Here is a 26,665-nt window from a genome sequence, read left to right on the forward strand (position 1 = left end):
TATTGATATTTTGGCTTGGTTTTTGGGGTAATCATTCTATTGCCACGGACAAGGATACCAAGGTGCAAACCGAGCTAAAAAAAATCATGGAAGAATTACACGCTATCGGTTTGTCTGTTGTTGTGGTGGATAAAGGGCAAATCGTGTATAATGAATCTTTGGGTTATAAGTCAATTGATACGTCCAATGGAAATGGTAAAGAACCGTTACGAAACGGGTATATCTTTAGAATTGCCTCAATCTCAAAAACGTTTGTGGCTACGGCTATTTTTCAGTTGATCGAAAAAGGTCAGTTAGCGTTGAATGATGATATAAATCGTTATTTGAATTTCAAGGTGTCCAATCCGAAGTACCCGGAAATCCCGATAACTGTAAAAATGTTATTATCCCATCGTTCGAGTATAAACGATAGTCAGGGATACCATTCTTTTGATCACATAAGCCCCCGAAAAGGGAAAAATTATCAATCGTGCTATAATGATTATGCCCCGGGAGAGGGATATCAGTATTGTAATTACAATTATAACTTGTTAGGAGCCATTATTGAGAAAATATCCGGAGAACGATTTGATGTCTATATAGAAAAGTATGTAACAGGGCCGTTAAATCTTAATTGTAGTTTTAACGTGGAGCAATTAGATAGTAATTTACTTGTCCCATTGTATAAATATAATGCAAGCACAAAACGTTTCAATTTGATGCCTGAAGCGTATAAATCATATAAAGATTATTTGAATAATTACAGGTTGGCTTCCTATACTCCTCTTTTATCCCCGACCGGTGGTATGAAAATATCGGCTGAAGATTTGGCGAAGTATATGATTATGCATATCCAAAGAGGCAGGGATAATAATAGTCGGATTATTACCAAAAAAAGTGAGAAGCTTATACGACAGGTGGTTACACCGGAATCCGGGTATGCTCTTTCATTTAGGGAATATAAAGGACTTATTTCCGGAGAAATATTGTGCGGGCAAACCGGTGGAGCTTATGGGTTATTTAGTGCGATGATCTTCCAACCGGAGAAAAAATATGGTTTTGTCGTTATTACGAATGGCTGTATTTCGGAATCCGCGGATGGTTATCAAGATCTTCACAAGAGAGTGATAAATTGTTTATACGATAATTTTATAAGGAAGAACTAAATATATGGGTATATTACATTTGTGTTTTGATGGTAATTTTATAAATAATAGCCTGAAAGTATTCGAGAAGTATTACCCGGGACAAAATCTGTTTATCGTAAATAAGGAAAAAAAGGATTTTCAAATGTTACAAGACGATGAACGTTTACTGGGTATTCCCTTGGAGGAAGAGGATTTTCCTAAAGTTCATCAATTGTGTATTGAACATCATATTGATAAAATTATTATACATGGCATAAAACCAAGTTTCGTGGATTGTCTTCAATATTTAAAGAAACATGGTGAATTTAAAGTTTATTGGATTTTTTGGGGATATGAACTTTATTTTGCGTTAGGGCAATTAGGGAAATATAAACTCGTGGATGGGGGTGTAAATCCATTTTTGTTACAAACCTATTATTCTTCGAATCGATATAGTTATTTCGTAAAACGGATATGGTATGGGAAAAAGGTATTCGCAGATCTATTGAAAAAGTTTTTACCTATGGTAGATTACTTTTGTTTTTGGAATTATAAAGATTATGAATTATTACAATCTTATTTTCATACTGATATAAAATATAAATTTTTTGCATATGCGGCTTATACCGGACAAGAGGAACCGGGGCATGGAGAAAAATTGCCTGCCAGAAGCTCGAGAACGATAATGATTAATCATCAAGCTTCTAATACAGGAAATCATTGTACTATAATGAACAAAATAGCTAGTTTGGATGCAAAAAATAGTTATAAAAAAATAGTACCACTTTCTTATGGCAGCCCTCGAGTAAGAAATCACGTTTTAAAAATAGGAAAGAAGTTATTTGCCAGTCAATTTCAACCGATATTTGAATATATGCCGCGGGATGAATATTTTGCATTGATTACTTCCGTGGAGGTTGCTGTATTTGGGGCAAGGAGGCAAGAAGCTTCTGGCAATATATCTACTTTACTTCGCAATGGTGTAAAAGTTTTTCTACGAGAAAATAATAATCTTTTGCAGTATTACAAAGAGAAGGGTTATATCCTTTTTTCGTTTGAGAATGATTTGCACTCGATGGAGGATTTAAAACCGTTAACGGTAGAAGAACAGAAACATAATAAAGAATGTAGTATCAAAAATAGAATCCTTCATGATCAATTTATGCCGTCTTTTTTTAATGAGTAGTTGATGAATTGAATGAAAGATATAAGCGGTTCATTCGTGTAAATTGATATTAAAAAAATAAAAAATGAATTCGGAATTTTTGTTGAATACTAAGACCGTACTGGTCACTGGGGCTTCTTCCGGTATTGGGAAACAAATTGCTTTGCGCTGTTCTGAAGCGGGGTGCTCTTCCATTGTCATAGGACGGAATGAAGATCGTTTGAATAATGTTTATCAAGCACTGGAGGGTGATAATAAATTAAAGTTTATTTGTGATTTATCTGATGAAAAAGAGATTGTTGCATTAGTGTCTTCTCTTCCCCCGCTTGATGGAGTTGTTTTGTGTGCAGGAATGGTAAAAACGTCACCTGTAAAATATAATTCACGAGCCGGCGTAGAAGAGGTATTTAAAACAAACACTTTTTCTAATATCACTTTGCTTCAATATTTACTGCGTCAAAACAAGATTAATAAAGGTGCATCAGTTATATTTATTTCATCGGTGGCTTCGTTAAAGCCTTATAAAGGAAATTCGCTGTATTCGGCTTCTAAAGGTGCGATAAATTCTTTTGCGAAAGTAATGGCTTTGGAATGCGGAGTTAAAAGTATACGTGTAAATTGTATTCATCCGGGTATTATTCGTACAAAATCTGAGAGTAATTTCTCCGAAGAGGATATGGCCAAACAGGCTGCTATGATTCCGTTAGGTTTTGGAACTCCTGATGATATTGCTTATGGATGTATCTATTTACTTTCCGATGCCGGTAGATGGATTACCGGTACCGACTTGATTATTGACGGAGGACAGGCAATTAGTTAATTACTTACATGTAAATATATAGTGTAATGAAAGTATTGATAAAGAATGTAAAGATCAAGGCTGTGGCAACTTGTCTTCCGGAGAAGACGTTTGAAATGGATTCCTTGAAAGGCGAGTACGAGGAGAAGGAGATTGATAATGTAAAGAAAACGACGGGTGTTGTCCGGGTGCACGTGGCGGGACAGAATCAAACGACCTCGGACTTATGCTTTGAAGCCGCCGAACTTTTGATAAAAAATGAAAAAATCGATCGGGATATAATTGATGGAGTTGTGTTTGTTTCTCAAACCTTTGATTATTTATATCCGGCTACCTCTGTGGTTCTACAGCATAAACTCGGATTATCGCAGGAAACCATTTGCTTTGACATATCCTACGGGTGTTCCGGATATTTGTATGGCTTATTTCAAGCGGCATCCATGATTCATTCCGGGGCATGTAAAAACGTGTTGCTAATGGCCGGAGATACGAATACAAAGATATTGAATCCGAGTAATCTCGGGGCAAGGATGGTTTTTGGCGATTGCGGTTCGGCAACGTTAATTTCAGAAGGTAATTCTTCAATCGGTTTCCATTTATGTTCCAATGGAGCGGGAGCCAATACCGTGATAAATGTTAATGGTGGTTTCCGTCATTGGCCGGATAACGTGGGGAAATTGGATTATAGTAAGAATGCCAATAAAGGGGATGATGTTTTTGCGTTTATAGTATCGTGTGGTACCAAAAGTATTAAAACGATGCTGGAATTTATGGAATGGGATAAGGATGAAGTAGATTTTTACGCTTTGCATCAAGCGACTAAGTTTACATTGGATTTTATGAAGAAGAAGATGAAACTTGATCAAGAAAAAGCTCCTTTTAATATTAAGAATTATGGGAATACCGGACCTACGACAGTTCCTTTGGTGTTGACCGATTACGCGAATGGAATAACAAAACCGGATACACGTCAGTGGCACAAGGTCGTGTTGGCGGCCTATGGTGTCGGATTATCATGGGGAAGTGCCGCTTGTGATCTGTCGGAAACGAATATTTACAAACCGATTAACCAAGATTTGAGATAATTTTTATATGAAAGTTTTCATGTTTCCGGGGCAAGGATGCCAGCACGAAGGAATGGGAAAGGAATTGTATGACCGTTTTTCTAAAGCTAGAGATATTTTTGAAAGAGCAAACGATTTGTTGGGGAGAAGGATAACTGATGTCATGTTTTATGGTACAGAGTTGGAGTTGATGGAAACTCGAAATACACAACCTGCAGTTTTCTTGTATGAAGTTGCATTGGCTTTAGCTCAGGAAGAACTGAAGCCGGATCTGGTTGCCGGACATTCGTTGGGAGAGTTTGCCGCTCTTGTTGTAAACGGCACTATTAGTTTTGAAGATGGATTGAATTTGGTATTGCATAGGGCGTTGATTGCTCAAAAGGCTTGCGAAACAGTAAAAACAGCTATGGGGGCAGTTATCGGACTTCCCGATGAATATATAGCCCGAAGGATTAAAGAAATTTGGGATGAAACCGGAGAGCCGATTTATTTTGCCAATTATAATGGACCGGGACAAGTTGTTATTTCCGGTTCAAAAAAAGGTATTCGATTAGCTTGTAAGGCTTTTATGGCAGAAGGAGCCAAAAAGGCAGTTCCATTAATGATCGGTGGTAGTTTTCATACCCCGTATATGAAAGAAGCTCGTTTGGAATTAAAAGAACATATTGATAAAACAACTTTTCATACACCTTTTGTTCCTGTTTGTCAATGTGTGGACGGGCTATTACATTCGGAACCCGAACGGATAAAAGATAATCTGATAGAACACATTACGCATCCCGTGTTATGGACTCAAATGGTGCATAACTTGGCAAAAGAGGGGGCAATGGATTTTTATGAAGTGGGTCCGGACGATACTTTGCAAAAAATTGTAGCCCGTATGTACCCGGATAAGCGTGTATGTTCGATTTGGACGCTTCCCTTGTATGAATCCTACCAGCCATTAAGTATTCATTAATATGCAGATGAATCTTGTTAGCGGATTTTCATCTTTAGCCGGATTCCTTTGGATATTTACGGCTATAAATCCTTTTTATCTTTGGAATCCGCTTGAAAATAGATTGACAACACTCGTTGGGGTTTTGGTAGTTATAGCTACGTTGTTTTTGTATAATAGAAGAAAATTGTTTTTTACCTCAAAGAGATTATTGTTGGCTTTTTCTGTGTTTGTTTTTTTTGCTTATTTAACGTGGAGGTTGGATGATGGAATTTTAGCTACGGCAATTCGTTTTTTTATTTTTTCCCCACTGATACTGTTGGCTTTTTGGCGGAATGAGCTTCTGTACAAGGTGTATTCCCTATTTAGAAATGTAATCATTTTTTTAGCCATAGGTTCATGCGTTATCGCCATTTGTGCGGTAACGGGGATTATACAGTATTTGCCCTATTACGAGTTGGAAGCACAGTCCAACGTTCATGAAATGGCAGGTGTAACCTATCGGGTGTATGGTTGTATCGTTGTTACGGCTAAAGGAGGCTTTCTATCTTCTGTCATTCCGCGGGCGTGTGGCCCTTTGCAAGAACCGGGACACTTTGCCATTATTTTGGGTTTTATATTTTTGATAGATCGATTTGCCCGAAATAGTATCAGTAAGTGGATCGTGATCTGTGGTATGTTGACGTTTTCAATAAATTTTGTCATCCTTGCCGGATTGGGAGAGTTATATGACATGATGGTCAATAAGGTAGGATGGAGAAAGTTGAAAATTTACCTGTCTTTTTTGTTATTTTGTACGATTATCTTTTTTAGTTTAGATGAAAGTTTACAAGCACAGTTATCGTTTTTACTTTATGAAAGAAATCTAGAGCAAATTGTAGGTTCTTTTATCTCAACAAATTCTTTACAGGGGGCTTTGGATGAACGTATTAACCAAACAGGGGCTTATTACTACGAACAGTTTACTCATTCGTCCAAGGTGATATCGGGTTTAGGTAAACTTGACAGTGAAGTTGTTCTTTCTGATTATCGCGGATTAATTCTTCTTTTAGGATATATCGGTTTGATTTTATCTGTAATTTTAGCTTATACAGCTTTGTTAGGTGCTAAATTCAGACAGGGAATATTCCTGATTTGTGCGCTATTTCTGGTTTATCTTCATCGGGCATGGATGATGCACCAACCTTATATATATTTTTTGATATTTATTGCTATTTGCATGTATAATTATAGCATATATAGTAAACGAGTTTACGATTCAAAATAAAATTAGTATTAATATAATTGAGTATTTATTATGATTACATTAGATGAATTTGTGCAGAGATTTGCAGCAGAGTTTGATGAAACTCCTATTGAAACTTTTACTCCTGATACAGAATACAAAAAATTGGAAGAATGGGGATCTTTGGTAGCGCTTTCAATTATATCAATGATTGATGAGGAATTTGATAAATTCCTTACGGGAGCGGATCTGCGTTCCGTGTCTACGATTAAGGAATTATATAATTTAATACAAACTCGATAAATTGATACGGATATGCAAAATTTCATAAAACAATTTGCGGAGTTATTTGAAGAAACGGATCCGGAAGTGTTTAAGGCGGGAACAAAATTCAGAGAGTTGGATGAATGGTCTTCCTTGATTGCTTTGGCATTAATCTCCATGATTGATGAAGAGTATGATATTGTACTTAATGGAGAAGATATTCGTGATGCGGTGACAATAGAAGATTTGTATAATAAAGTGTTGGAGAAGAAATAATATTATGGGTTACAATCCATACTCTCTGGACGGGAAGGTGCTATTGATAACCGGGGCAGCCGGAGGAATTGGCAGAACTACTGCTATCGAGTGTTCAAGGTTGGGTGCGAGCTTGATTTTGACAGACATAAATGAAGAGGGGTTGAAAGAAACTTTATCTTCCCTTGAGGTTGTTTCCGGTCAAGAACATCGCTATTATAAGATTGATCTTACCGAGGAACAAGAAATAGCGGACTTGGTCGAGAATGTACCTGCTTTGGACGGGTGTGTTTGTAATGCCGGAGTCATGAAACTTACCTTAACTCAATTTATTACAATAGCCGAGATCGAAAGGGTTCAGCGAATAAACTTGATAGCCCCGATGTTATTGACAAAATATCTCGTGAAAAGGAAGAGAGTGAAACGGGGTACTTCGATTGTCTTTACGGCTTCGGCGGGTGGTGTTTTTCGGGTTTCTGTCGGGAACGGGATTTATGCTACCACTAAATGTGGAATAGATGCGTTTATGAGGACGGTGGCACTTGAATTGGGACCTAAAGGTGTTCGATGCAATAGTGTTAATCCCGGTATGGTGGAAACCAATTTAGTGTGTAATGGACAATTCACGGAAGAAGATCACCGAAAAGAATTGCAAAACTATCCCTTGGGGCGATATGGGCAACCTTTAGATGTAGCCTTGGCTGTTATTTATTTGTTATCGGATGCTTCCTCGTGGGTGACCGGAACTGCTTTAAAAATAGATGGAGGGATGACTTTAAGTTAATACTTATGGAAAGATTGTTACAAGGTAAGGTTTGTATAATCACGGGTGCTGCCCAAGGTATCGGTAAAGCTATCGTTGAGCGTTTTGCCGGGGATGGAGCGGTGGTATATGCTTTTGATCGGCAGGTTGGAGTAATGGAGCAATGGGTAGGGGCTTGTGCTGAACGTTTCGGGACAAGAGTAATACCCGTTTGTTGCGATATTACGAATAGTGCAGAGATGAAAAGAGCACTGATGTCAATTCACAAGCAGGAGGGAAGAATAGATGTGCTGGTGAATAATGCGGGAGTGGTTTTCAACCGGAAGATGGGAATGATTGTTCGTGATGAAACGGAATTGATGTTTCGGGTGAATGTGATCGCCGTCTTGGAGTTGGTACAACTGGCCGCCCGATTTATGGCAAGAAATAAGACCGGTTCGATTGTGAATATTGCTTCTGTGACAGCTGTATTAGGATCGCCGGGACAAGTTGCTTATTCGGCAACAAAGGGGGCGGTTATATCCTTGACAAAATCGGCAGCGAAGGAACTTGCTTCACAAGGAATACGGGTGAATGCGGTGGCTCCGGGAATCGTGGAAACGGAACGCTTCACTGAGTTGTACGAAACCACGGGAAACAAGATTGATCAACGCATAGGAAAAATTGCTCTCGGACGTTTGGGGAGCCCGGAAGACGTGGCTAATGCCTGTGCTTTTCTGGCTTCCGAGAGGGCTTCTTATATTTCCGGACAGATTTTAGGAGTGGACGGTTGTGCGTCAATATAAAGGTATGGTACTGAATATTAATAAGCATGATGCTGATTCTTTGGCGGTAGTAGATTCTGCCGGAAACAAGTTGAGATATGGGGAACTGGTGGAGTTTTCAGAAGAATTGAAACGAGAGCTCCCCAATCGTTCTCTGGTGTTCGTTTTTGCCGATAATGACGCGGGTGGGATTGCTTGGAGTATGGGATTCATAAATACCGGAATTGTCCCTTTGTTGTTGAATCCTAAGATAGATGGGGAATTATTGGAACAGCTATACTCAATTTACCAACCCGGTTATGTATGTGTTCCAAGTAGGGATGCTAAACGATTCGGTTTTGGACAGAAGTTGAGTCGTTTCGGTTATTCCTTATTGAAAACGGGGAATATGGCTTATCCGCTACATGAGAAGTTATCGCATCTTTTACCCACGTCCGGTTCCACGGGCAGCCCGAAATTGGTGCGGCACAGTTACGAGAACGTGGAGGCTTCCGCGTTGAACATCTCGACTTTTTTTCAATTAAAAAAAAGTGCTAGACCGCTACTTGTGTTACCCTTGTATTACACGATGGGGTTATCAGTTGTGTTCAGTCATTTGTTCGTTGGAGCGACTATTCTTGCCACGGATTTGAGTATGACACAGCGGGAGTTTTGGATTTTTTTAAAAGAACAAAAAGCGACGAGTTTCACGGGAGTACCTTACAGTTTCGAGATCTTGCGAATGATGCGTTTTTTCAGGATGGCTCTGCCCGATTTGGAGTTGTTGACACAAGGCGGGGGAAAACTGTCAAGGGAATTGAATCTTCAATTTGTGGAATACGCACAACAAACAGGGAAACGATGGATAGCCACTTACGGTCAGACGGAAGGAACAGCCAGAATGGCGTATTTACCGCCGGAATTTGCTTTGTCAAAGTGTGGTAGTATTGGTAAAGCTGTGCCTAACGGGGAATTGTACCTGACGGACACGGGGGGACAAGTGATTGAGGAAAATAATCGGGAGGGGGAATTGTGCTACCGGGGAAAGAATGTGACATTGGGGTATGCCTTGTGTAAGGAGGATTTGGCTTTGGGAGATACGCGAAACGGAAGTCTGAAGACGGGAGATTTGGCGTATCGGGATAGTGACGGATTTTATTATATCGTGGGGCGTACAGGGCGTTTCCTGAAGCTATACGGGACTCGGGTAGGGTTGGACGAGTGCGAGCATATCATTAAATCGAAATACCCGATAGAATGCGGTTGTGTGGGAACGGACGTGAAGATGATGGTTTACATTACGCGACCCGAACTGCAAGAACAGGTAAAAGGAGAACTGGTGGTAAAGACCGGGATTGTGGCTTCGGCTTTCGAGGTAAGGGTGATTCCCGAGTTGCCTAAGAATAACGTGGGGAAGATTTTGTATAGTAAATTGAGTAACCAATAAAATGAAAATAATAATAATGGAGCAGAAATATAACAAGGTATTCACGGAAGTCTTTGGTGTGGCAGAGAATGTTTTGAATGATGATTTTTCAAAGGATAGTGTAAAGGAGTGGGATTCCGTGCATCAATTGAATGTAATTGCATTACTGGAAGAAACGTTTGATATCATGTTTGAGCCGGAAGATATCATGGGTTTCACGTCTTATAAGACGGGCAAAGAGATATTGAGAGTGTACGGGGTGGAAATTTAACACGGTAAGACTTATGGCAAGGTGGGAGATAAAAAACGTGAGAGTGGCAGGAGTTGCGGCAGCTGTTCCTCGAAACGTGATTCATACGACGGATTTTGACTTTTTTACCCCGGAAGAAGCCGAGGTATTCAATAATACGGTTGGTATTAAGCAAAGACATCTTGCTTCGGATGATGTTTGCGCATCGGATCTGTGTTTTGCTGCTGCGGAAAAACTTTTAGCTGACTTGAAGTGGGAACGAGAGAGCGTGGATGTTTTGATATTCGAGTCGGTAACCGGAGATTATAAAACTCCGCCCACGTCTTGTTTATTGCAGGAACGGTTGGGATTTTCGGAGAATTGTTTCACGATGGATATCCCGATGGGGTGTTGCGGTTGTATGTATGCCATTACAACAGGAGGAAATTTATTATCTTCCGGTAGCGTGAAACGCGCCTTATTGCTTGTCGGGGACACGGCTTTAAGAATGGGATCCATGAAAGATAAAAGCCGAGTACCGTTGTTTGGTGATTGTGGTACGGCAATGGCGTTAGAATATGATCGGACAGCACATGACATCGTGGTTGATTTTCACTCGTACGGGAAAGGATACGAGGCGTTGATGACTCCCCACGGGGGATTTCGTCACCCGATCACGGAAGAGTCTTTCGTGTATGAAGATTTCGGGCACGGGATTGTTCGAGCACCCGTGCACACGTTGATAAACGGAATGAACGTGTTTTCTTTTGCGATTTCCAAACCACCCAAGTCGATAGAAACCTTTATGGCGGATTATAATATTGACAGAGATCATGATATAGACTATTTTCTTATCCATCAAGCAAACAAGATGATTGTTGATCGGATTGTTAAAAAATTGAAGTTGCCATTAGGAAAGGTACCATATAATTTGGAAGAATTCGGGAATCTGGGGGGAGCTTCTATTCCCTCGTTAATGGTGACACGTTTGCGGGAACAATTGATAAAAGAAGAGAAAACTTTACTTATGTCTTCTTTCGGATTAGGATTGACTTGGGGAACCGTGTGGATGAAGTCCCAACCGATGATTGTGCCCGAGTTGGTTTTGGTATAGTAATTTGGGAGTCTTGTGCAGAATAGATTTGATAAAGTTCCGGCAAACTATATGTATAATATTTTAGTACTTGATGGCGGAACGCAGGGACTAATAATAGTCAAGTCTTTACGTAAACTGGGTAACAGGGTCGTGATGATATATCACGGAAAACATTCGTACGCGGATGATTCAAAATATATTTCGAAAAAATATTTCTGTAACTTAAAAGACGATACTGTTTTATTCTATGACTTCGTTGTTGATGTTGTAAGAAAAGAAAAGATAGATGCGGTTATTCCGATGTCAGATATGGCTTCTAAGTTTTTAAGTAAAAATAAAGAGGCATTATCACAATATGTTAGGTTCCAAGTTCCGGATTATAATGTATTTGAGAATGGATATGATAAAAACAAATTGATGAGTTTATGCAAGGCTAAAAATTATCCACATCCATTTACAATCAATTCATTAGAGAATATAGAAAAAGTCGGTAAAGAGAAATGCGTGTTTCCGCTATTAATAAAACCTAATCATACCTGTGGAGGAAGAGGTATGACGCTGGTTCATTCCTATGAAGAGTTATTGGAAAAATATCCGATAATTTATGCCCAATATGGTGATTGTCATTTGCAGAAATACATAAAACAAGGTGGAGCTCAAGTGGAAGTTCAGCTATACGTGAACGAGAAGCAGGAGTTGGTATGTTCGTCTGTCATTTATAAATATAGATGGTATCCGGAAAATGGAGGAAGTAGTTGTTGTGCCGTAACTGTTGAGAATAAGGAAGTGGTAGAGATTTGTTATAATCTGTTGAAAGATTTAGGTTGGGTAGGCTTTGCTGATTTTGATCTTATCGAAGACCCGGAAGAAGGTGATTTGAAAATCATGGAGTTAAATCCAAGAGTTCCGGCTTGCGTTAAAGCGGCGATTGTTTCGGGTATAGATTGGGGAAGAATTATTTTAGACGAGTATATGGGAAATCCTCAACAAAAATACGAGTATCGCTATGGTAAATTTTTAAGGCATATCGGTTTTGAAATGTTATGGTTCTTTTATTCATCCAAACGTTTCAATACATACCCGAGTTGGTTCCGTTTTTGGGGTAAAAATTTGTATTTTCAGGATTTAGATATTAAAGACCCATTACCTTTTATTTGGGGAACCATGCATAATATAAAAAAGCAACTAAGCCCGTCTTTTAGAAAATCTAAAGATGGAACTAGAGTTTAATGGTTTGATATTTCTTGATTGGTAACACATTTGGGTTTCTACACGAAAATGACGGATATAAAGACAGTTTTGTATACACCGGAGTGGCACGAGAGGTTATTGACTTTCATGATTGCAGAATATCCTAATAGGAGTCGATCTTATCTGGATTGGTGGTTGACTAATTTGGATCATGGAAAACAGGAAAATTGGAATAAGACCGTGATCTTGATGAATGAAAATAAGATTATTGGTTGTACAACTGCTAATGAAACAAGAATGTCATTGCATGAAGGGAAAGAAAAGAATGTTTTTTTTGTTGCGAACGTGATTATTTCCAGTCATTTCAGGGGAAAAGGATTAAGTAAAATGTTATACGGTCATATAAATCAATTTACGAATTGGTTTTCGACAGGTATTACGGATATTGCGTGGAATATACAATCTAAGCTAATGGATGTATTCATTAAGCTTGATCCGGTGAGAGTGTATATTTCATTGAATCGATTTGTTGTAACTGCCGCTTTAAAGAAAATAGGACTTTTAAGGTATAAACCCGGAGAAAATTATCCCGATACATTTGAATTAAACAAGAACGAATTATTCGTGAAAGTCGATGATGTTGAAAAAACAGATATTCCTGAAAATGGTTATTGGATGGAGGATACAGTTGAGTTTGTTCGTGACAGGTCATTCTTGAAAAATAGATTCTTCAATATGTATAGGAAGGATGAGTATCATATGTATAATTATCTGATTGATGGAATAACGAAGGGGTATCTGGTCGTGAGAAAAACACGTCTTAGCGGGATTGATATGTTGTCCCTGGTGGATTTCAGGTGTAGCCGATCTATTTACGAGAGGAGAATGATGCTAGCTGTTGTAAAATTGGCAAAAATGAATAAAATAGGTATCGTTATCACCTTAACATCGAGAAATTATTCATGGATTTCATGTAACCCGTTGACAATAAAAATGAAAAAAAAATTGCATACTGCAACAGGTGCTCCAAAGATGATGAGAAATGAAAATATTTTGATCACGTCAGCAGATTCAGATTTGGATTTTGTGTATTATTAAGTCAGGAATCATGAACATACTAACTTTTGATATAGAGGATTGGTGGGCATATGAATATTATAAACTAGGCAATAAAGTTGATTGGCTGCCTCGTTTAAATGATTATTTGGAGCGTATTTTGGATATTCTTGAGGAGCATGGTTATAAAGCAACTTTCTTTATTCTTGGCGAGATGGCTCGTTGTGCTCCGGATGTCGTTCGTAAAATAGATCGGGCAGGGCATCATATAGGAAGTCATTCCAATTCTCATACTTTTTTGTATAAATTTGATTATGCCGGAGCGGAAGAAGATACACGAGTGGGAATTGATTCTATCGAGCAGTTAATAGGTAGAAAAATCACGGCTTATCGAGCTCCTGCTTTTTCAATTTCGGATGAGAACAAGTATATCTTTGAAATTTTGCATAAGTACGGGATTGAAATTGATTCTTCGGTTTTCCCGGCTAATCGTTCTTTTGGCGGTTTTAATAATTTTCAGACAGATCGGCCTGCGATAGTAGAATACAATGGGATTCGTATTAAAGAGTACCCGATCCCCATGGTCACGTTGTGTGGAAAATCCGTGGCCTATTCCGGGGGAGGATATTTTCGATTGTTTCCTTATGGCATGATTCGTTCTTTCGTGAGGGAACACGATTACGTGATGACGTATTTCCACATGAAGGATTTTGATAATAAACAGGAAAGGCGTTATAAAGGATGGGAACGAGAACCCGCTGCAATACGTTATTTTAAAACTTATTACGGGCTTAAAGGGAGTTTTGGGAAGTTTCAAAAGTTGGTCAAAGACTTTGAGTTTATTTCTCTTCAAGAAGCTGATAATTTATTTGATTGGCAAAAACAACGAATCATAAATATTTGATTTTTTTTCTATCGTGTAATAGAAAATGTTTGTGTTTTTTCTTGTTGTTATAAAATTTCATGGTGGTGTATAAATATTTTTTTAAGCGTGTGATTGACTTTATCGCAGTATTCTGTGTATTGTCGGTTATTTGGCCGATTTTAGGAATTATTGCTATATGGCTTTTTTTCGCGAACAAGGGTGCGGGAATTTTCTTTGTACAAGAAAGACCGGGTAAAAATGGAAAAATATTTAAAGTCATAAAGTTTAAATCCATGACTGATGAGCGTGATAAAGATGGAAAGTTATTACCGGATGCGTTAAGACTTACAAGAGTGGGACGTTTTATTCGCGGGACTTCGATAGATGAATTGCCTCAGCTTTTTAATGTGCTGAAAGGTGATATGTCGCTTATAGGACCAAGACCGTTAGTTATCCAATATCTCCCTCTGTATTCCGCGGAACAAAATCGAAGGCATGAAGTACGACCCGGGATTACCGGTTGGGCTCAGGTTCATGGTAGAAATTTGCTTTTGTTGAGTAAAAAATTCGAATATGATGTGTGGTATGTCGATCACTGTACCTTAATGACTGATATAAAGATTGTTTTTATTACGATTAAAAAAATCTTTACCAAAGAAAATATCGGAGAAGGTGCGGGGAATATGAAGGAAGTGGATGATCTTCATTTTTTAGAGCGGTTAAAAAAACAATGATAGAATTTGGTTCTGATTTTCATGTGATAGATAATTTCCACGGGGAAAAATCTATCGTAAACTTTTATCCTAATTCCCAATTTTTAGCGGATGGAAGACAATGTATACTCTGGCTTATTGATTATTTTAAGTGGAAACGCATTTGGATGCCGGTCTATTTCTGCTATGAGGTTGTAGATACGATAAAGAATAGTCCAGTTGAAGTTGTCTTTTATGAAGATTCGCCTTTGGCTAACGATACATCCTTGATATCTAAAATAGACTTCAAAAAAGGTGATGTTTTATTAAGGGTAAATTTTTTCGGACTTCGGGGTTTTAGAAGTAACGTTGACATACCTGTTCCTGTAATAGAAGATCATTCGCACGATTTAATTGGAGAGTGGGCACAAAAAAGTGATGCAGATTGGTGTATCGCTTCTTTGAGAAAGACGATTCCTATTCCGGAGGGGGGGATTTTATGGTCACCGAAAGGATTCTTGGGAGAGAAAATTTTTCAACGTGTTGAAGAGAATGAAAGCCTTGCCCAAAAAAGGTGGCGTGGCATGGAATTAAAAAAGTTGTATTTACAGGGGAGCATTGATGATAAGAATTGTTTTAGAAATTTATACTTAGATACTGAGAAAGAATTTGAGCGGCTTCCTGTTTCTCGTCTGGATGATAGGAGTTTAGAATATATTGCAAGTTTTGATATCGTAACGTGGTATCTTCAAAAATCCGAGAATCAAAAAAATCTTGCCCGTATCGCCTCAGCTTATTTTAAGATACTTAACACGGAGAATAGTAAATGTAATCCATTTTCATACATCCTTTTATTCGAGGATACAAGAAGACGGGATGAGGTAAGAGAAAATCTTATAAAACGGCGTGTTTACCCTGCTATATTATGGAACATTTGTGATTCCCAGTCTATTGAGATACAAAATATTGGAGATAAAATTCTTTCTGTCCATTGTGATGGTAGATACACTGAAAAAGATATAGAGGAATTGAAACAGATAATAGAATCCGTGTTATGATAAACATTATTGGCTTGGAACACTCGGAACAATGGGACGAGATAGTTAAATCATTTAAAGAATATGATGTATATTATTTAAGCGGTTACGCTAAAGCCTTTCAAATCCACGGGGATGGTATACCAATTCTTGTTTATGTGGAGAGAAGCGAGTTGCGAGGAATGTGTGTGTATATAAAACGTGAGATTTCTCTTAACAAGCGTTCACGTGTATCTGAAAAAAATCAAATATTCGATCTGATTACACCTTACGGATACGGTGGTTTCCTTTTTGACGGGGCAGATAAATCAAAAATTGATGCAATGCTCGTCGAATTACAAGATTACTTCTTTAAAGAAGGGATCGTTAGTGAGTTTGTTAGATGGCATCCGCTTTTAAATAATGTGGATAGCCTTAGGGGTAAGATTGATATTATTGATTTGGGACATACTATTCATATGGATCTTACTTCTAAAGAAACTATTTGGCAGAATATTACGAGTAAAAATAGAAATACAATTCGGAGAGCGCAAAAGTGCGGAATTGTAATTCATCATAAACAGGAAAGATATTTCCTTTCAATATTTAAGGAAATCTATAATTCAACCATGCGGAAAGATAATGCTGAAGAATATTATTATTTTGAAGATGCATTTTATGATTCCATTCACTCTGATTTGAAAAATAATTACGAATTATTTTATGCGGAGATTGACGGAAAGATTATAGCAATGGCGATAATTCTTTTTGCTAACCGAAAAATGCATTACCACCTTTCCGGCTCATTGGTAGAGTACCGTAACTTAAATCCTACAAATTTACTTCTTTATGAGGTAGCATGCTGGGGGGCTGAACAAGGATTTGAAACTTTTCATCTTGGAGGTGGTTTAGGTGCTTCAAAAGACAACCTGTATAATTTTAAAGCGGCTTTTCATCGTTATGCGGCGAATCAATTTTCTATTTCTAAAATGATATATAATCAAGGCGTTTACGATTATTTAGTAAATGAACGTATAAAAGAATCGGATTCTTTTGATACAGGGTCACATTTTTTCCCTTTATATAGAAGTGGCAGTTAAGAAATACATCTCATTTTTCAGAAAAAACTTTGATGGATATTATTCAAGTGGTGAATGTTGTGTTTAATTCCAATACTTACGTTTTATTGGAAGAGGGGCATGAGTGGTGTTGGTTAGTAGATGTGGGGGATGTAGCTCCGGTGTTGGATGCTATTCCCAAGGGGGGAACGGTACGGGGAATATTTCTCACGCATACGCATTATGACCATTTATACGGGATTAATCGTTTGGTCGAATTGTTTCCGGATTGTGTTGTATACACTTCGGAAGCCGGAAAAGAAGGATTATTTTCTGATAAATTGAATTTCTCCAGATATCACGATGACCCCATTTTATTCTCAGGAAACAATTTGTGTGTATTGCATGATAATGATGAAATAGAATTATTTCCGGGGGAGTTGTTGACTATAATGGAAACCCCCGGGCACGATAGCAGTTGTTTGACTTACTACACGAAGAAAGTAATATTCACGGGAGATTCCTTTATCCCCGGCTTGAAGATTATAACATCTTTTCCTCGTAGTGACAAAGAAGAGGCTGCCCGATCACTACAATTTATTCTAAAGATTGCAGAAGGTCGAAACCTGTATCCGGGGCATGGGGAGTTTTATATTTTTAATGAATAATATATTAGAATGAATTCAAGAATTTGGATGTCTCTTGCCCACATGGGGGGAAGAGAACAGGAATTTATACAAGAGGCATTTGACACGAATTGGGTTGTACCGTTAGGTCCAAACGTGAATGCTTTTGAAAAATCTTTGCAGGATTTTTTGACAGGAAACGGCGAATCGGGAGATGGGGGCAGAAGTGTTGTGGCGTTGAGTGCGGGAACGGCAGCATTACATTTGGGGTTGATTCTGTTAGGAGTGAAGATGGGGGATGAGGTAATCTGCCAATCGTTTACCTTTGCGGCATCTGCCAATCCTATTGCCTATCTTGAAGCAAAACCGGTGTTTGTCGATAGTGAACCGGATACGTGGAATATGGATCCGGTATTGTTGGAAAAAGCGATTAACGATAGAATTGCCATGACTGGTAAAAAGCCAAAAGCCATTATACCGGTTCATTTGTATGGTATGCCCGGAAAAATGGACGAAATACTAGCAATAGCCCGAAAATACGAAATCCCTGTTTTAGAAGATGCGGCAGAGTCACTCGGATCCGAGTATAAGGGAAAAAAGTGTGGAATGTTTGGAGAGTATGCGGTACTGTCTTTTAACGGGAATAAAATAATCACGACTTCGGGCGGAGGGGCTTTGGTGTGTCCTTGTAACGATACTGCCGGGCGGGCGTTATTCTATGCCACGCAAGCAAGGGATAAGGCTCCTCATTATCAGCATTCTTGTATCGGGTATAATTATCGGATGAGTAATATATGTGCCGGTATAGGGCGGGGACAAATGTTCGTGCTGGAAGAACATATTAATAGAAGACGGGTAATACATGATTTATATGCACATCTGTTTGAAGGAATGAAAGGTGTGCGTGTGATGAGTCAACCGGAAGGTGGGGATTTTGATTCTAATTACTGGTTGACATGCATCACGGTGAATTCGAATGAAGCAGGATTTACGAGAGAAGACGTCCGTTTAGCATTGGACGCGGATAATATCGAGAGCCGACCATTGTGGAAGCCGATGCATTTACAACCCGTGTTTGCAAATGCTCCATTTTATGGCAATGGAACGAGTGAACATTTGTTCGAGATCGGCTTGTGTCTGCCGTCGGGACCAACGTTGACCGACGAGGATATCGCACGGGTGGTAAACGTCATTCGTGATTTACAAAAAACAAATTCTTGAATTTAGATCAAAAAATAATAATATTGAATATATGTATACTTGGGGTAGAATTATTTTATTCCTGTTTGGGGGAATGTTGCTCTTTTCTTGTGGTTCCCGTAAGAAAGTCGTGTATCTGCAGGATGTTGAAGTTAATAAAAGAATAAAGGCAGAGTGTGAATACAAGACCGTGATTCATACGGATGACTTATTATCTATTATCGTGTCATGTGATGATCTGGAATCGGCATTGCCCTTTAACACGCCAATGATCGGTTTGGGCAGGGAAGTAAATACCACGACTACCCAACAGATTCCGCGTGGGTATCTGGTAGATAAGAACGGGGAGATTGATTTTCCGGTTTTAGGAAAAATAAAAGTAGAAGGCATTTCGCGGAATGATTTGGCGGAATTATTAAAAGAGAAGTTGTCGGTCTACTTGAAGAATCCTATCGTGACGATTCAATTCCAGAATTTTAAAGTGACCATTTTGGGTGAAGTAAAAAATCCCGGCAGTTATAAAGTCGCTAGTGAACGAGTTTCAATATTAGATGCCCTTGGTATGGCAGGAGATTTGGGGATTAACGGTAAACGGAAAAATGTACTGGTGATGCGGGAGCAAGGTGACGAAAAAATCTTTACTCGTGTAGATTTGACATCGAGTGAATTTATCGATTCGCCTTTTTTCTATTTACAACAGAATGATGTCGTGTACGTGGAACCCAACAAGGGACGGATCGCGGGAGGAAGTGTCAGTGCTTTCTTGCCCTATATATTGTCAAGTATGTCGACAATCGTGGCTTTAATTACTTTAATCGTGAAATAGTGTAAATGAAATCGTGTTAGGTGCATGAAAACGAATAATCAGGAAAACAATTTATTACAGACGGAAGAAGAAGAGTATTTTGATCTGCGGGCTTTTTTCTATAAACTTTTGGCACGTTGGTGGTGGTTCGCAATCAGTGTACCTTTGTGTGTGGGATTCGCCCTGTACATTTGTTTTAGTTCAACTCCGGTATATAAAGTCGGGGCAAAAGTTATGATCAGTGATTCCAAAAAAGGAGAACTGGGAGTGAATCCCATGTTGAAGGAATTGGGATTTTTGCAAGGGAATATGTTAGTGGAGAATGAGATTGTTGAACTCATGTCCAAAAACTTGGTTATGGATGTGGTGAAAGAGTTGGAACTGAACATTGATTATACCCGGAGGAAGATGTTGCGGGATGAGAAATTATATAGAAGTACTCCGATTAAGGTACTGGTAGATATTCCCCGGAATATCAAGGACACGACAATCTATGTGATGCTCGAAAGTGCGAATAAAATAAAAGTGTATGATGCTGATAAAAATCTTGCATTCGAAGGGAAATACTCTACAGCCATCCCGATGGGAGGTTATAATATAGCAATAGAAAAAAGTGACTCTTTGGCTTCGGTAGGCGATGAGATCCGGGTGGATATTATATCATACGAGTCGGCTACAACTAAATTTCACAAGCAATTGGAAGTTGCTTTGCTTGAGAAAAACACGAGTGCTGTTCAGGTTTTATTGAAAGAAACAAATCCGGAGAAAGGGAAGGATTTTCTTTACACGATGATTCGTCGTTATAACGAGAACGGGATCGGTGACAAGCAACTTGTTTCGGCTAAAACGGTAGATTTTATCAACGAACGTTTACGGGTGATCAACCAAGAATTGGGCGACATTGAAAATGATGCGGAGAGTTTTAAAAAGGCACATCAATTGACTAATATCGCCTCTGATGCGGCGTTCGTGATGGAACGTAAAAAAGTCACTGAAGCAGAGTTGTTAAAACTTGAGATGGAGATGGAGGTTGTAAAAAGCGTGAGGGCTTATCTCGAGGGGAATGAAGGAGAAGAGTTTAGAATATTGCCGGAGCGTTTGGGATTATCAGACGAGGCATTGAATAGTGGAATCAGTAAATACAACGAGTTGGTATTGCGGAGAGGGAAGTTATTGCTGTCTGCCCGCGAGAGTAATCCAATCGTAACAGGATTGGAAATGCAACTTCGGGAGTTAAAGAAAAGTATTCTCTCGGCTATCGCGAACGTGGAAAAGGGAATGGATATTAAAATTGCTAATTTAGAGCGGGAAAGCCAGCAAGTGGAGAAAAAATTGACATCTGTACCAACGCAAGAAAAACAATACCGTTCTATCGCTCGTCAACAAGAATTAAAGGAAAATTTATTCTTGTTCTTGATGCAAAAACGAGAAGAAGCCGAGATCGCTAAATTGATGTATGTGCCTATGGCGAAGATTATTGAAAATCCGGATCCGGGAGAACGACCGGTTGCACCGAGAAAAATGTTGATCTTGTTATTCGGTATGTTCATGGGGATAGCGTTGCCTGTCGGTGTGTTGTTTGTGATGGACTTGTGGGATACGAAAGTAAGGGATGCATCGGAAGTGGAGAAAGTTATACATTCACCCCTGCTGGGTACATTGCCTCAGTTACAAGATGGTAAGACTTCCGTTGATCAGGATGATTTCATGATGTCGGAATCCATGCATTTGATTCGCGAAAATCTGAATTACCTGATCAAACAAAAAGCGACTCCTGTGATTATGGTATCGTCCACGATCCCGAGAGAAGGGAAATCTCTGGTTGCGGCTCATTTGGCGAATGCTTACGCTAAGGCCGGCAAAAAAGTGGTGGTTATCGGTTGCGACTTGCGGAATCCTCGGCTGAACGAGTATTTCAAACGGGAGAATAGAAAAGGTTTGTCTGCTTATCTTGCCGGAATGGAAGATGATCCGGGTAAAATCATGGAGAAAGTGGATGATAATCTGTACGTGATATTCGGGGGAACCGTACCGCCGAATCCGACACAGTTGGTTGCTAGTCCCCGGATGGGTGAGTTGCTGGAAAATTTGAAGAAAGAGTTTTCGTATGTCATCATGGATACCCCTCCCTTGGGAATTTTAGCTGACGGTTTCTCGTTGAGCGGGTACGCGGATGCTTGTGTGTACGTGATTCGGGCAAATGTATTGGACAAAAAAGGATTGCGAGTAATTTCCGATTTGGAGAAAGGAAATCGTTTGGAAAATCTGGGAATCGTGGTGAATGGAATCAAGTTGAGTCGCTCCGGAGGCTATGGATACGGATACGGTTATGGCTATGGGTACGGTTATGGCTATGGTCAGGAAAATACAAAGAAGAAGAAGTCGAAATAATTTCTTTCCCATGGCTTGGTTTCAAAAAGAGAATAAACAGTATTTTTTTTACGAGCATGATATGCATTCCCATATATTGCCGGGATTGGATGATGGCGTGAAGACGATCGAGGAGTCGGTCGCTATCGTGAAAAGGATGTTGGCATTGGGAGTCAGAAGATTTTCTTTTACCCCTCACATCTCTTTTCCTTCACCCATGAATACCCCGGAGATCATACGGGACAGGTTGAACTTATTAAAGGAATGTCTTTTGAAAGAAGGGATTTCTTTGGATGCGGACGCGGGGGCGGAATATAAAGTAGGAGAATACATGCTGGAGTTGATCGAGAGGGATAACATCGCTTCGTTTCAAGGAAGAAGAGTTTTGATAGAACATAGTTTTGTATCTCCTTCGCCTTCTTTTGAAGAGGTCGTTTTCCGGTTACAGGAGAGAGAGTATATCCCGGTGCTGGCTCACCCCGAACGATACCCGTTTTACGCGGGATGTATACTGGAACGTGTGAATACGTTGAAAAACAGAGGGTGTAAAATGCAGGTGAATTTGTTGTCCTTTACCGGGTTCTATGGGAAAGAAGCTACGCGTGGTGCGCAGATACTGTCGGATGCAGGGGTGATAGATTACCTTTCAGGGGATATTCATTCCATGCGACAAATAGAACATTTGGAGAAATTTATGAAATCAAAGAATTCTGCTTTTTTGTTCAAACGTATGAATACTTAGCTTTATTGAAATAATAGATGATTAACAAGGAAAACCTCGGGTGAGAAAACCCGAGGTTTTTTTGTGATGTATTTTTTATCGAGAGAATTTAAATATTTTCCATTGGAAAATTGTTTTATTGGAAAATATACGATACTTTTGTATATGTGTTTCATTAGAAAAGTGAATTTATAAATTATGAAGTAATTAAAAGCAGGAGGATTGATTATGGCGAAAGTATTTTTCAAACGATATGGTTTAACTTTGTTGGGGGTTTTATTAGGGGCGTTGGGTGGTTTCTTGTATTGGCGGTTCGTGGGATGCGCGAGCGGGACTTGTCCGATCACGTCCTCACCGCTATATAGTTCTTTGTGGGGAGCCGCGATGGGAGGCTTGTTGTTGAGTATGTTTATCCCAAAAAATAAACGCGATTAGTATGGATACCTTGTGTAAGATACGGGATATGTATCGGGCAATTGCAGAATTTGAAGCTCGTTTCGAGAAAGTTTATCAATTGGGTTTGAACGAGGGGATGGTCTTGTGCTGTCTCTCCAGAATGGAAAAACTTTCTTCCGGGGAGATTGCCGAGCAATTGAATTTAACAAATTCGAATACCTCGAAAGTGATTAAATCCATGGAAAGTAAAGGTTTTATCCGACGAACCATCGGGGATAATGACAAGCGGCAGATGAATTTTTCCCTGACGTCCGAGGGAGAAATGAAAATTAGGGAAATAGAGGGGGGAAGCATTGAAATACCGGAATTACTAAAAAAACTATTATAATATGGCTTCTCTGGATAAACAAAATGTTACAGGCTCGTACGCGTTAACGGGTTTGTTCACGCTGGCTTTGCGTTTGGTGGTAGGTTGGACTTATTTTTCGGCCTTTTGGCGTCGTTTGGTGCTGGAAAACAAATTGATACCCGATACCGCCGGGTATATCGGAGAAAAGTTTAATCACTTTCTCCCGAATTCGATAGGTATAAAATCCGTTATCGAATACTTGGTTACTCACCCGGAATTGTTATGGTGGGCGATGGTTGTTTTCACGTTGGTGGAATGTATTGTGGGATTGTCTTTTATGCTCGGGTTCTTTACACGTCTGATGAGTGTGGGAGTGATGGCGTTGGCAGGAGGTATTCTACTCGGTTCCGGTTGGTTGGGAACCACGTGTCTGGATGAATGGCAAATCGGAATACTTGGTGTCGCGGCGGGATTCACGATTTTCTTGTCCGGGGGAGGGCGATATTCGGCGGATCACTTTCTACTCTCCCGAATAACGTGGTTACGTGATCGCCAATGGTCGCGATGGTTGACTTCCGGTGACTTGCCGTTATCTGTAAAACAAGTGAATCGAGTGGTCATGGTTGGTTCTGTCGCCATCCTGTTCTTGACGCTCTTCACGAATCAGGTTTTTCATAATGGTGTTTGGGGACCTTTACACAATAAATCTGTGAAACCGAAGATTGAAATTTCTGATGCAAGTATCAAACAAGGGGAATTGCAGTTTACGGTCTATCGGGTAGAGGGGGTTGATGTGTACGGCTCATTCTTGATCGGGATTACGCTAAAAGATACAGCGGGAAATATTGTGTTTGATAAAAATGGGGAAGAGTTGTCCCGTTTCCCGGGAACAGGCATTCAAAACAAGTACGTCGCGAAGGTGCAGCCCGGCAAGCATAGTCTGGTGCTCCCTTTGGGGGGAAAGGCGGAGTTGATGATCCGGGATGAGGCTATCACGGGATTACCTGTCGGAAAATACGAGTTAATCCTTACAGATATAAGCGGTATCACTTGGAATCAGGATGTTTTTGTGAAATAAGGAAGATTCTTTGATATAACTTTTAAGAGGTCGACCGGGAAGTAAAATTCTCGGTCGTTTCTTTTTTAGTTTCTTGTGTAGCTGTTTTTTTTACTGTTTTGCCGGTGATATTCAACCGTGAAGTCATGCGGGCAAGACGTTCATGTAATTTGTGTGACCAATAAGAGGACCCAATATAATCCTACCGAAGAACTAGGGTAATCAGTACATGGGGCTGTGTTTGCTATCGTGCATCTTCGGTGTTTCTATATGGAAGATAATAGGATGTACGGGGTATGAACGGAGGAAGACCGGAGATGGGGTATGATTACGGTATTACTTGGGTAGGATTACAATGGGTTCTCTCTAGGTTCAGGTATTGGATTAAATGGAATATTCTTGTTTGTAGAAGAGTGTTTAGCAATAATTTAGAGCGTATTATTTATCGATCGTTTATTGCGTTGCAAATATACATCATTTTTGTTTATCGCAAATTTTCATGACAATATTTTTTATTACTCGCAATTAGATGATTGCGGATTTGCAGATTTGATTAAAGAGTAAATTTTATTAATGTCAATAAACGATGGTTTTTTCATATTAAAATGTCGTTTGGCGAAACAGTTTTCGTGTACCTATAAGAAATATCACTGTTTAAGTGGGGTGCGTGAAACACATGGCAATAAATAATCTAAACCCGTGATAGGGTCAGTGCGCGAAGCGCATCCGGACGTAGTGTGCCGGGAAAATGGCGAGAAGGTGGAGAATCGCTTTTCGTAACAGAATCAACAATTACATGATCGAGGAGAAAAAAATACACTGGTATGTCGCTTATACGCGGGTAAATCAGGAATTATTTATCAAGAAAAAGTTGGACGAGTTGGGGATCGAGAATTTTCTCCCGCGTGAGGAGCAGGTTCGGGATACCCCGCTGGGTCGTAAGACTATTCGTGTACTTTTGATCCATGGTATGATTTTTATCCGTACGGATAAAGCCACGAGTTTCTCCTTGATTAACGAGTATTCCTTGAATATCGTTTACCTGAAAGATATAGAAGGGCGTTGTTCTTTGATTGTTCCCGACAAGCAGATGGAGAATTTCATGTTCTTGTTGGATTTTTCGCCGGGTGGCATCGAGATATTGAACAAGGACCTCAAGCGAGGTGACCGGGTGCGGGTGCTCAAAGGTCCCTTGCAAGGGTTAACGGGAGAGTTGGTACGTTTGAGAGGGCACAAACGAGTGGTGATCCGTTTGGACGGTGTGGCATCGATAGCCACGTCTTATATTCCGGGTTCCTTTCTTGAAAAAATAGAGTAGAATAGAACAATCGAATTAATTTAAGATTCATGAATTATGATTTGCGATTAAAAAAGTATCGATAAGTACAATTGAAATCATAAATCTAAAATCATAAATCAAGAAATATAAATGGAAAAAGGTTTATTTCACGATTTGTACAAGCGATTGAACATGCTTGATATCCGGGCGTATCCCCCGGGGCAATTGTCTGGCTTGTTACACGGTTACTTAACAGTGTATTCTATGGTACGGGTGTACCCGTGGTTGGAGGGGACTTTCGGTCACCCTGGTGATATTCACGAGCGGGCGAAAGAGATTGCACGGCTATACTCGGGGCAGTTGAGGAATGAGGATATTCCCGTGGATACCCGGGTGGGGTATGCGGCGGATATGATGGATGTTTATCAGGTATACTCGGACTTGGGGTACTTGAAAAATGGTGTGGATGCGGCTTACCAGATACTCTCGGTGCGGGAGAATGGTAAAATCGCTTTGCCTTGTCGGACACCGAATGTTTGTCGGTTACTGTGTAATTGTTACTATTTTGCCGGAGATGAGGTGTGTGGTGAATTGGCGGGGAGGTTGGTGATGGAAGCATTGGGATATAGGCGAGGCGGGGAACGTGATGTGTTGTTGGCGTGGTGGAGTGCTATTTGTTTGTACAATGATGTGGTCGGGGCAATGGAATTACCCAAAGAAGAACTGGAGCGGTTGAACGAGGAACGGACTCGTTTACGGGTCAGCGTGGAGCGGGAGGAGGACGAGAGGATCGAACGTTTCCGACAAGCGGGACAGGAAGCGGACTTTGGTTTGGTATCGGAGGTTTTTTATATTTTGGCGAAGCGGCAGTTCGAGGAATTGAATAAAACGTGTGGGTAGAATTATTTAATT

General features: G+C 39.7%; 29 protein-coding genes. All 29 read left to right on the forward strand.

The window, feature by feature from the left end; all coding sequences use genetic code 11:
* Positions 1-86 precede the first annotated feature (86 nt).
* The 29 genes from ACK8P8_RS10975 to ACK8P8_RS11115 all read left to right on the forward strand — a co-directional run bounded on the left by ACK8P8_RS10975 (position 87) and on the right by ACK8P8_RS11115 (position 26,653).
* The gene (locus ACK8P8_RS10975; protein ID WP_176554840.1) at positions 87-1,145 is read left to right on the forward strand and encodes a serine hydrolase domain-containing protein; all 1,059 of its coding nucleotides are present in this window, start codon (positions 87-89) and stop codon (positions 1,143-1,145) included.
* 4 nt (positions 1,146-1,149) lie between these two features.
* Entirely contained in the window at positions 1,150-2,292 is a 1,143-nt protein-coding gene (locus tag ACK8P8_RS10980; protein WP_369860450.1) for a hypothetical protein, read from the forward strand.
* Between the two features lie 64 nt (positions 2,293-2,356).
* Entirely contained in the window at positions 2,357-3,091 is a 735-nt protein-coding gene (locus ACK8P8_RS10985; RefSeq protein WP_186977560.1) for an SDR family NAD(P)-dependent oxidoreductase, read from the forward strand.
* A gap of 26 nt (positions 3,092-3,117) precedes the next feature.
* The gene (locus ACK8P8_RS10990; RefSeq protein WP_227217318.1) at positions 3,118-4,155 is read left to right on the forward strand and encodes a ketoacyl-ACP synthase III; all 1,038 of its coding nucleotides are present in this window, start codon (positions 3,118-3,120) and stop codon (positions 4,153-4,155) included.
* Between the two features lie 7 nt (positions 4,156-4,162).
* Positions 4,163-5,092 carry an ACP S-malonyltransferase gene (gene fabD / locus ACK8P8_RS10995; RefSeq protein ID WP_186977558.1) on the forward strand — a complete coding sequence of 310 codons (930 nt, stop codon included), beginning with the start codon at positions 4,163-4,165 and terminating at the stop codon, positions 5,090-5,092.
* Between the two features lies 1 nt (position 5,093).
* Positions 5,094-6,338 (forward strand): hypothetical protein, encoded by a 1,245-nt coding sequence (locus ACK8P8_RS11000; protein WP_186977556.1) that lies wholly within the window; start codon positions 5,094-5,096, stop codon positions 6,336-6,338.
* Between the two features lie 30 nt (positions 6,339-6,368).
* Positions 6,369-6,599: an acyl carrier protein gene (locus ACK8P8_RS11005; protein WP_222621205.1), complete on the forward strand. Its 231-nt coding sequence runs from the start codon at positions 6,369-6,371 to the stop codon at positions 6,597-6,599.
* A 12-nt stretch (positions 6,600-6,611) separates the two neighbouring features.
* Positions 6,612-6,836, forward strand: a complete 225-nt coding sequence (locus ACK8P8_RS11010; RefSeq protein WP_099289779.1) for an acyl carrier protein — start codon at positions 6,612-6,614, stop codon at positions 6,834-6,836.
* 4 nt (positions 6,837-6,840) lie between these two features.
* Entirely contained in the window at positions 6,841-7,599 is a 759-nt protein-coding gene (locus tag ACK8P8_RS11015; protein ID WP_369860451.1) for an SDR family NAD(P)-dependent oxidoreductase, read from the forward strand.
* A 5-nt stretch (positions 7,600-7,604) separates the two neighbouring features.
* Positions 7,605-8,363 carry an SDR family NAD(P)-dependent oxidoreductase gene (locus ACK8P8_RS11020; RefSeq protein ID WP_099289781.1) on the forward strand — a complete coding sequence of 253 codons (759 nt, stop codon included), beginning with the start codon at positions 7,605-7,607 and terminating at the stop codon, positions 8,361-8,363.
* Positions 8,364-8,367: 4 nt separating this feature from the next.
* Positions 8,368-9,768, forward strand: a complete 1,401-nt coding sequence (locus tag ACK8P8_RS11025; RefSeq protein ID WP_303180947.1) for an AMP-binding protein — start codon at positions 8,368-8,370, stop codon at positions 9,766-9,768.
* 1 nt (position 9,769) lies between these two features.
* Positions 9,770-10,018, forward strand: a complete 249-nt coding sequence (locus ACK8P8_RS11030) for an acyl carrier protein (RefSeq protein ID WP_222621204.1) — start codon at positions 9,770-9,772, stop codon at positions 10,016-10,018.
* A gap of 13 nt (positions 10,019-10,031) precedes the next feature.
* Positions 10,032-11,090 (forward strand): ketoacyl-ACP synthase III, encoded by a 1,059-nt coding sequence (locus ACK8P8_RS11035; RefSeq protein ID WP_099289783.1) that lies wholly within the window; start codon positions 10,032-10,034, stop codon positions 11,088-11,090.
* Between the two features lie 15 nt (positions 11,091-11,105).
* A complete protein-coding gene (locus ACK8P8_RS11040) occupies positions 11,106-12,302 on the forward strand; it encodes a carboxylate--amine ligase (RefSeq protein WP_303180945.1) in 1,197 nt (398 codons plus the stop codon).
* A 108-nt stretch (positions 12,303-12,410) separates the two neighbouring features.
* Positions 12,411-13,361 (forward strand): hypothetical protein, encoded by a 951-nt coding sequence (locus tag ACK8P8_RS11045; protein WP_410025876.1) that lies wholly within the window; start codon positions 12,411-12,413, stop codon positions 13,359-13,361.
* Positions 13,362-13,371: 10 nt separating this feature from the next.
* Positions 13,372-14,223: a polysaccharide deacetylase family protein gene (locus tag ACK8P8_RS11050; protein WP_099289786.1), complete on the forward strand. Its 852-nt coding sequence runs from the start codon at positions 13,372-13,374 to the stop codon at positions 14,221-14,223.
* Positions 14,224-14,288: 65 nt separating this feature from the next.
* On the forward strand, positions 14,289-14,918 hold the full coding sequence (locus tag ACK8P8_RS11055) for a sugar transferase (RefSeq protein WP_099289802.1): 630 nt from the start codon (positions 14,289-14,291) through the stop codon (positions 14,916-14,918).
* A complete protein-coding gene (locus ACK8P8_RS11060; protein ID WP_186977545.1) occupies positions 14,915-15,934 on the forward strand; it encodes a hypothetical protein in 1,020 nt (339 codons plus the stop codon). Before ACK8P8_RS11055 ends, ACK8P8_RS11060 begins: the two co-directional genes overlap by 4 nt.
* Complete coding sequence (locus ACK8P8_RS11065) at positions 15,931-16,992, forward strand: lipid II:glycine glycyltransferase FemX (protein ID WP_186977543.1); 1,062 nt, start codon at positions 15,931-15,933, stop codon at positions 16,990-16,992. Before ACK8P8_RS11060 ends, ACK8P8_RS11065 begins: the two co-directional genes overlap by 4 nt.
* Before the next feature lie 32 nt (positions 16,993-17,024).
* The gene (locus ACK8P8_RS11070; protein ID WP_186977541.1) at positions 17,025-17,618 is read left to right on the forward strand and encodes an MBL fold metallo-hydrolase; all 594 of its coding nucleotides are present in this window, start codon (positions 17,025-17,027) and stop codon (positions 17,616-17,618) included.
* Between the two features lie 9 nt (positions 17,619-17,627).
* Positions 17,628-18,797, forward strand: a complete 1,170-nt coding sequence (locus tag ACK8P8_RS11075; protein WP_099289790.1) for a DegT/DnrJ/EryC1/StrS family aminotransferase — start codon at positions 17,628-17,630, stop codon at positions 18,795-18,797.
* Between the two features lie 31 nt (positions 18,798-18,828).
* Positions 18,829-19,602 (forward strand): polysaccharide biosynthesis/export family protein, encoded by a 774-nt coding sequence (locus ACK8P8_RS11080; RefSeq protein WP_099289791.1) that lies wholly within the window; start codon positions 18,829-18,831, stop codon positions 19,600-19,602.
* A gap of 24 nt (positions 19,603-19,626) precedes the next feature.
* The gene (locus tag ACK8P8_RS11085) at positions 19,627-21,972 is read left to right on the forward strand and encodes a GumC family protein (protein WP_303180939.1); all 2,346 of its coding nucleotides are present in this window, start codon (positions 19,627-19,629) and stop codon (positions 21,970-21,972) included.
* A 10-nt stretch (positions 21,973-21,982) separates the two neighbouring features.
* Complete coding sequence (locus ACK8P8_RS11090) at positions 21,983-22,693, forward strand: tyrosine-protein phosphatase (protein WP_186977538.1); 711 nt, start codon at positions 21,983-21,985, stop codon at positions 22,691-22,693.
* Positions 22,694-22,900: 207 nt separating this feature from the next.
* Positions 22,901-23,107, forward strand: coding sequence for a DUF6132 family protein (locus ACK8P8_RS11095; protein WP_186977537.1), 207 nt, complete (start codon positions 22,901-22,903; stop codon positions 23,105-23,107).
* 1 nt (position 23,108) lies between these two features.
* Positions 23,109-23,456 carry a MarR family transcriptional regulator gene (locus tag ACK8P8_RS11100; RefSeq protein WP_099289795.1) on the forward strand — a complete coding sequence of 116 codons (348 nt, stop codon included), beginning with the start codon at positions 23,109-23,111 and terminating at the stop codon, positions 23,454-23,456.
* A 1-nt stretch (position 23,457) separates the two neighbouring features.
* The gene (locus tag ACK8P8_RS11105) at positions 23,458-24,495 is read left to right on the forward strand and encodes a TQO small subunit DoxD (RefSeq protein ID WP_410025878.1); all 1,038 of its coding nucleotides are present in this window, start codon (positions 23,458-23,460) and stop codon (positions 24,493-24,495) included.
* Positions 24,496-25,222: 727 nt separating this feature from the next.
* The gene (locus ACK8P8_RS11110) at positions 25,223-25,792 is read left to right on the forward strand and encodes a UpxY family transcription antiterminator (protein WP_369860453.1); all 570 of its coding nucleotides are present in this window, start codon (positions 25,223-25,225) and stop codon (positions 25,790-25,792) included.
* Positions 25,793-25,903: 111 nt separating this feature from the next.
* Positions 25,904-26,653, forward strand: coding sequence for a hypothetical protein (locus ACK8P8_RS11115; RefSeq protein ID WP_099289803.1), 750 nt, complete (start codon positions 25,904-25,906; stop codon positions 26,651-26,653).
* The last annotated feature ends 12 nt before the right edge of the window (positions 26,654-26,665 follow it).

Source organism: Butyricimonas muris, from assembly GCF_046365375.1.
Lineage (GTDB): Bacteria > Bacteroidota > Bacteroidia > Bacteroidales > Marinifilaceae > Butyricimonas > Butyricimonas muris.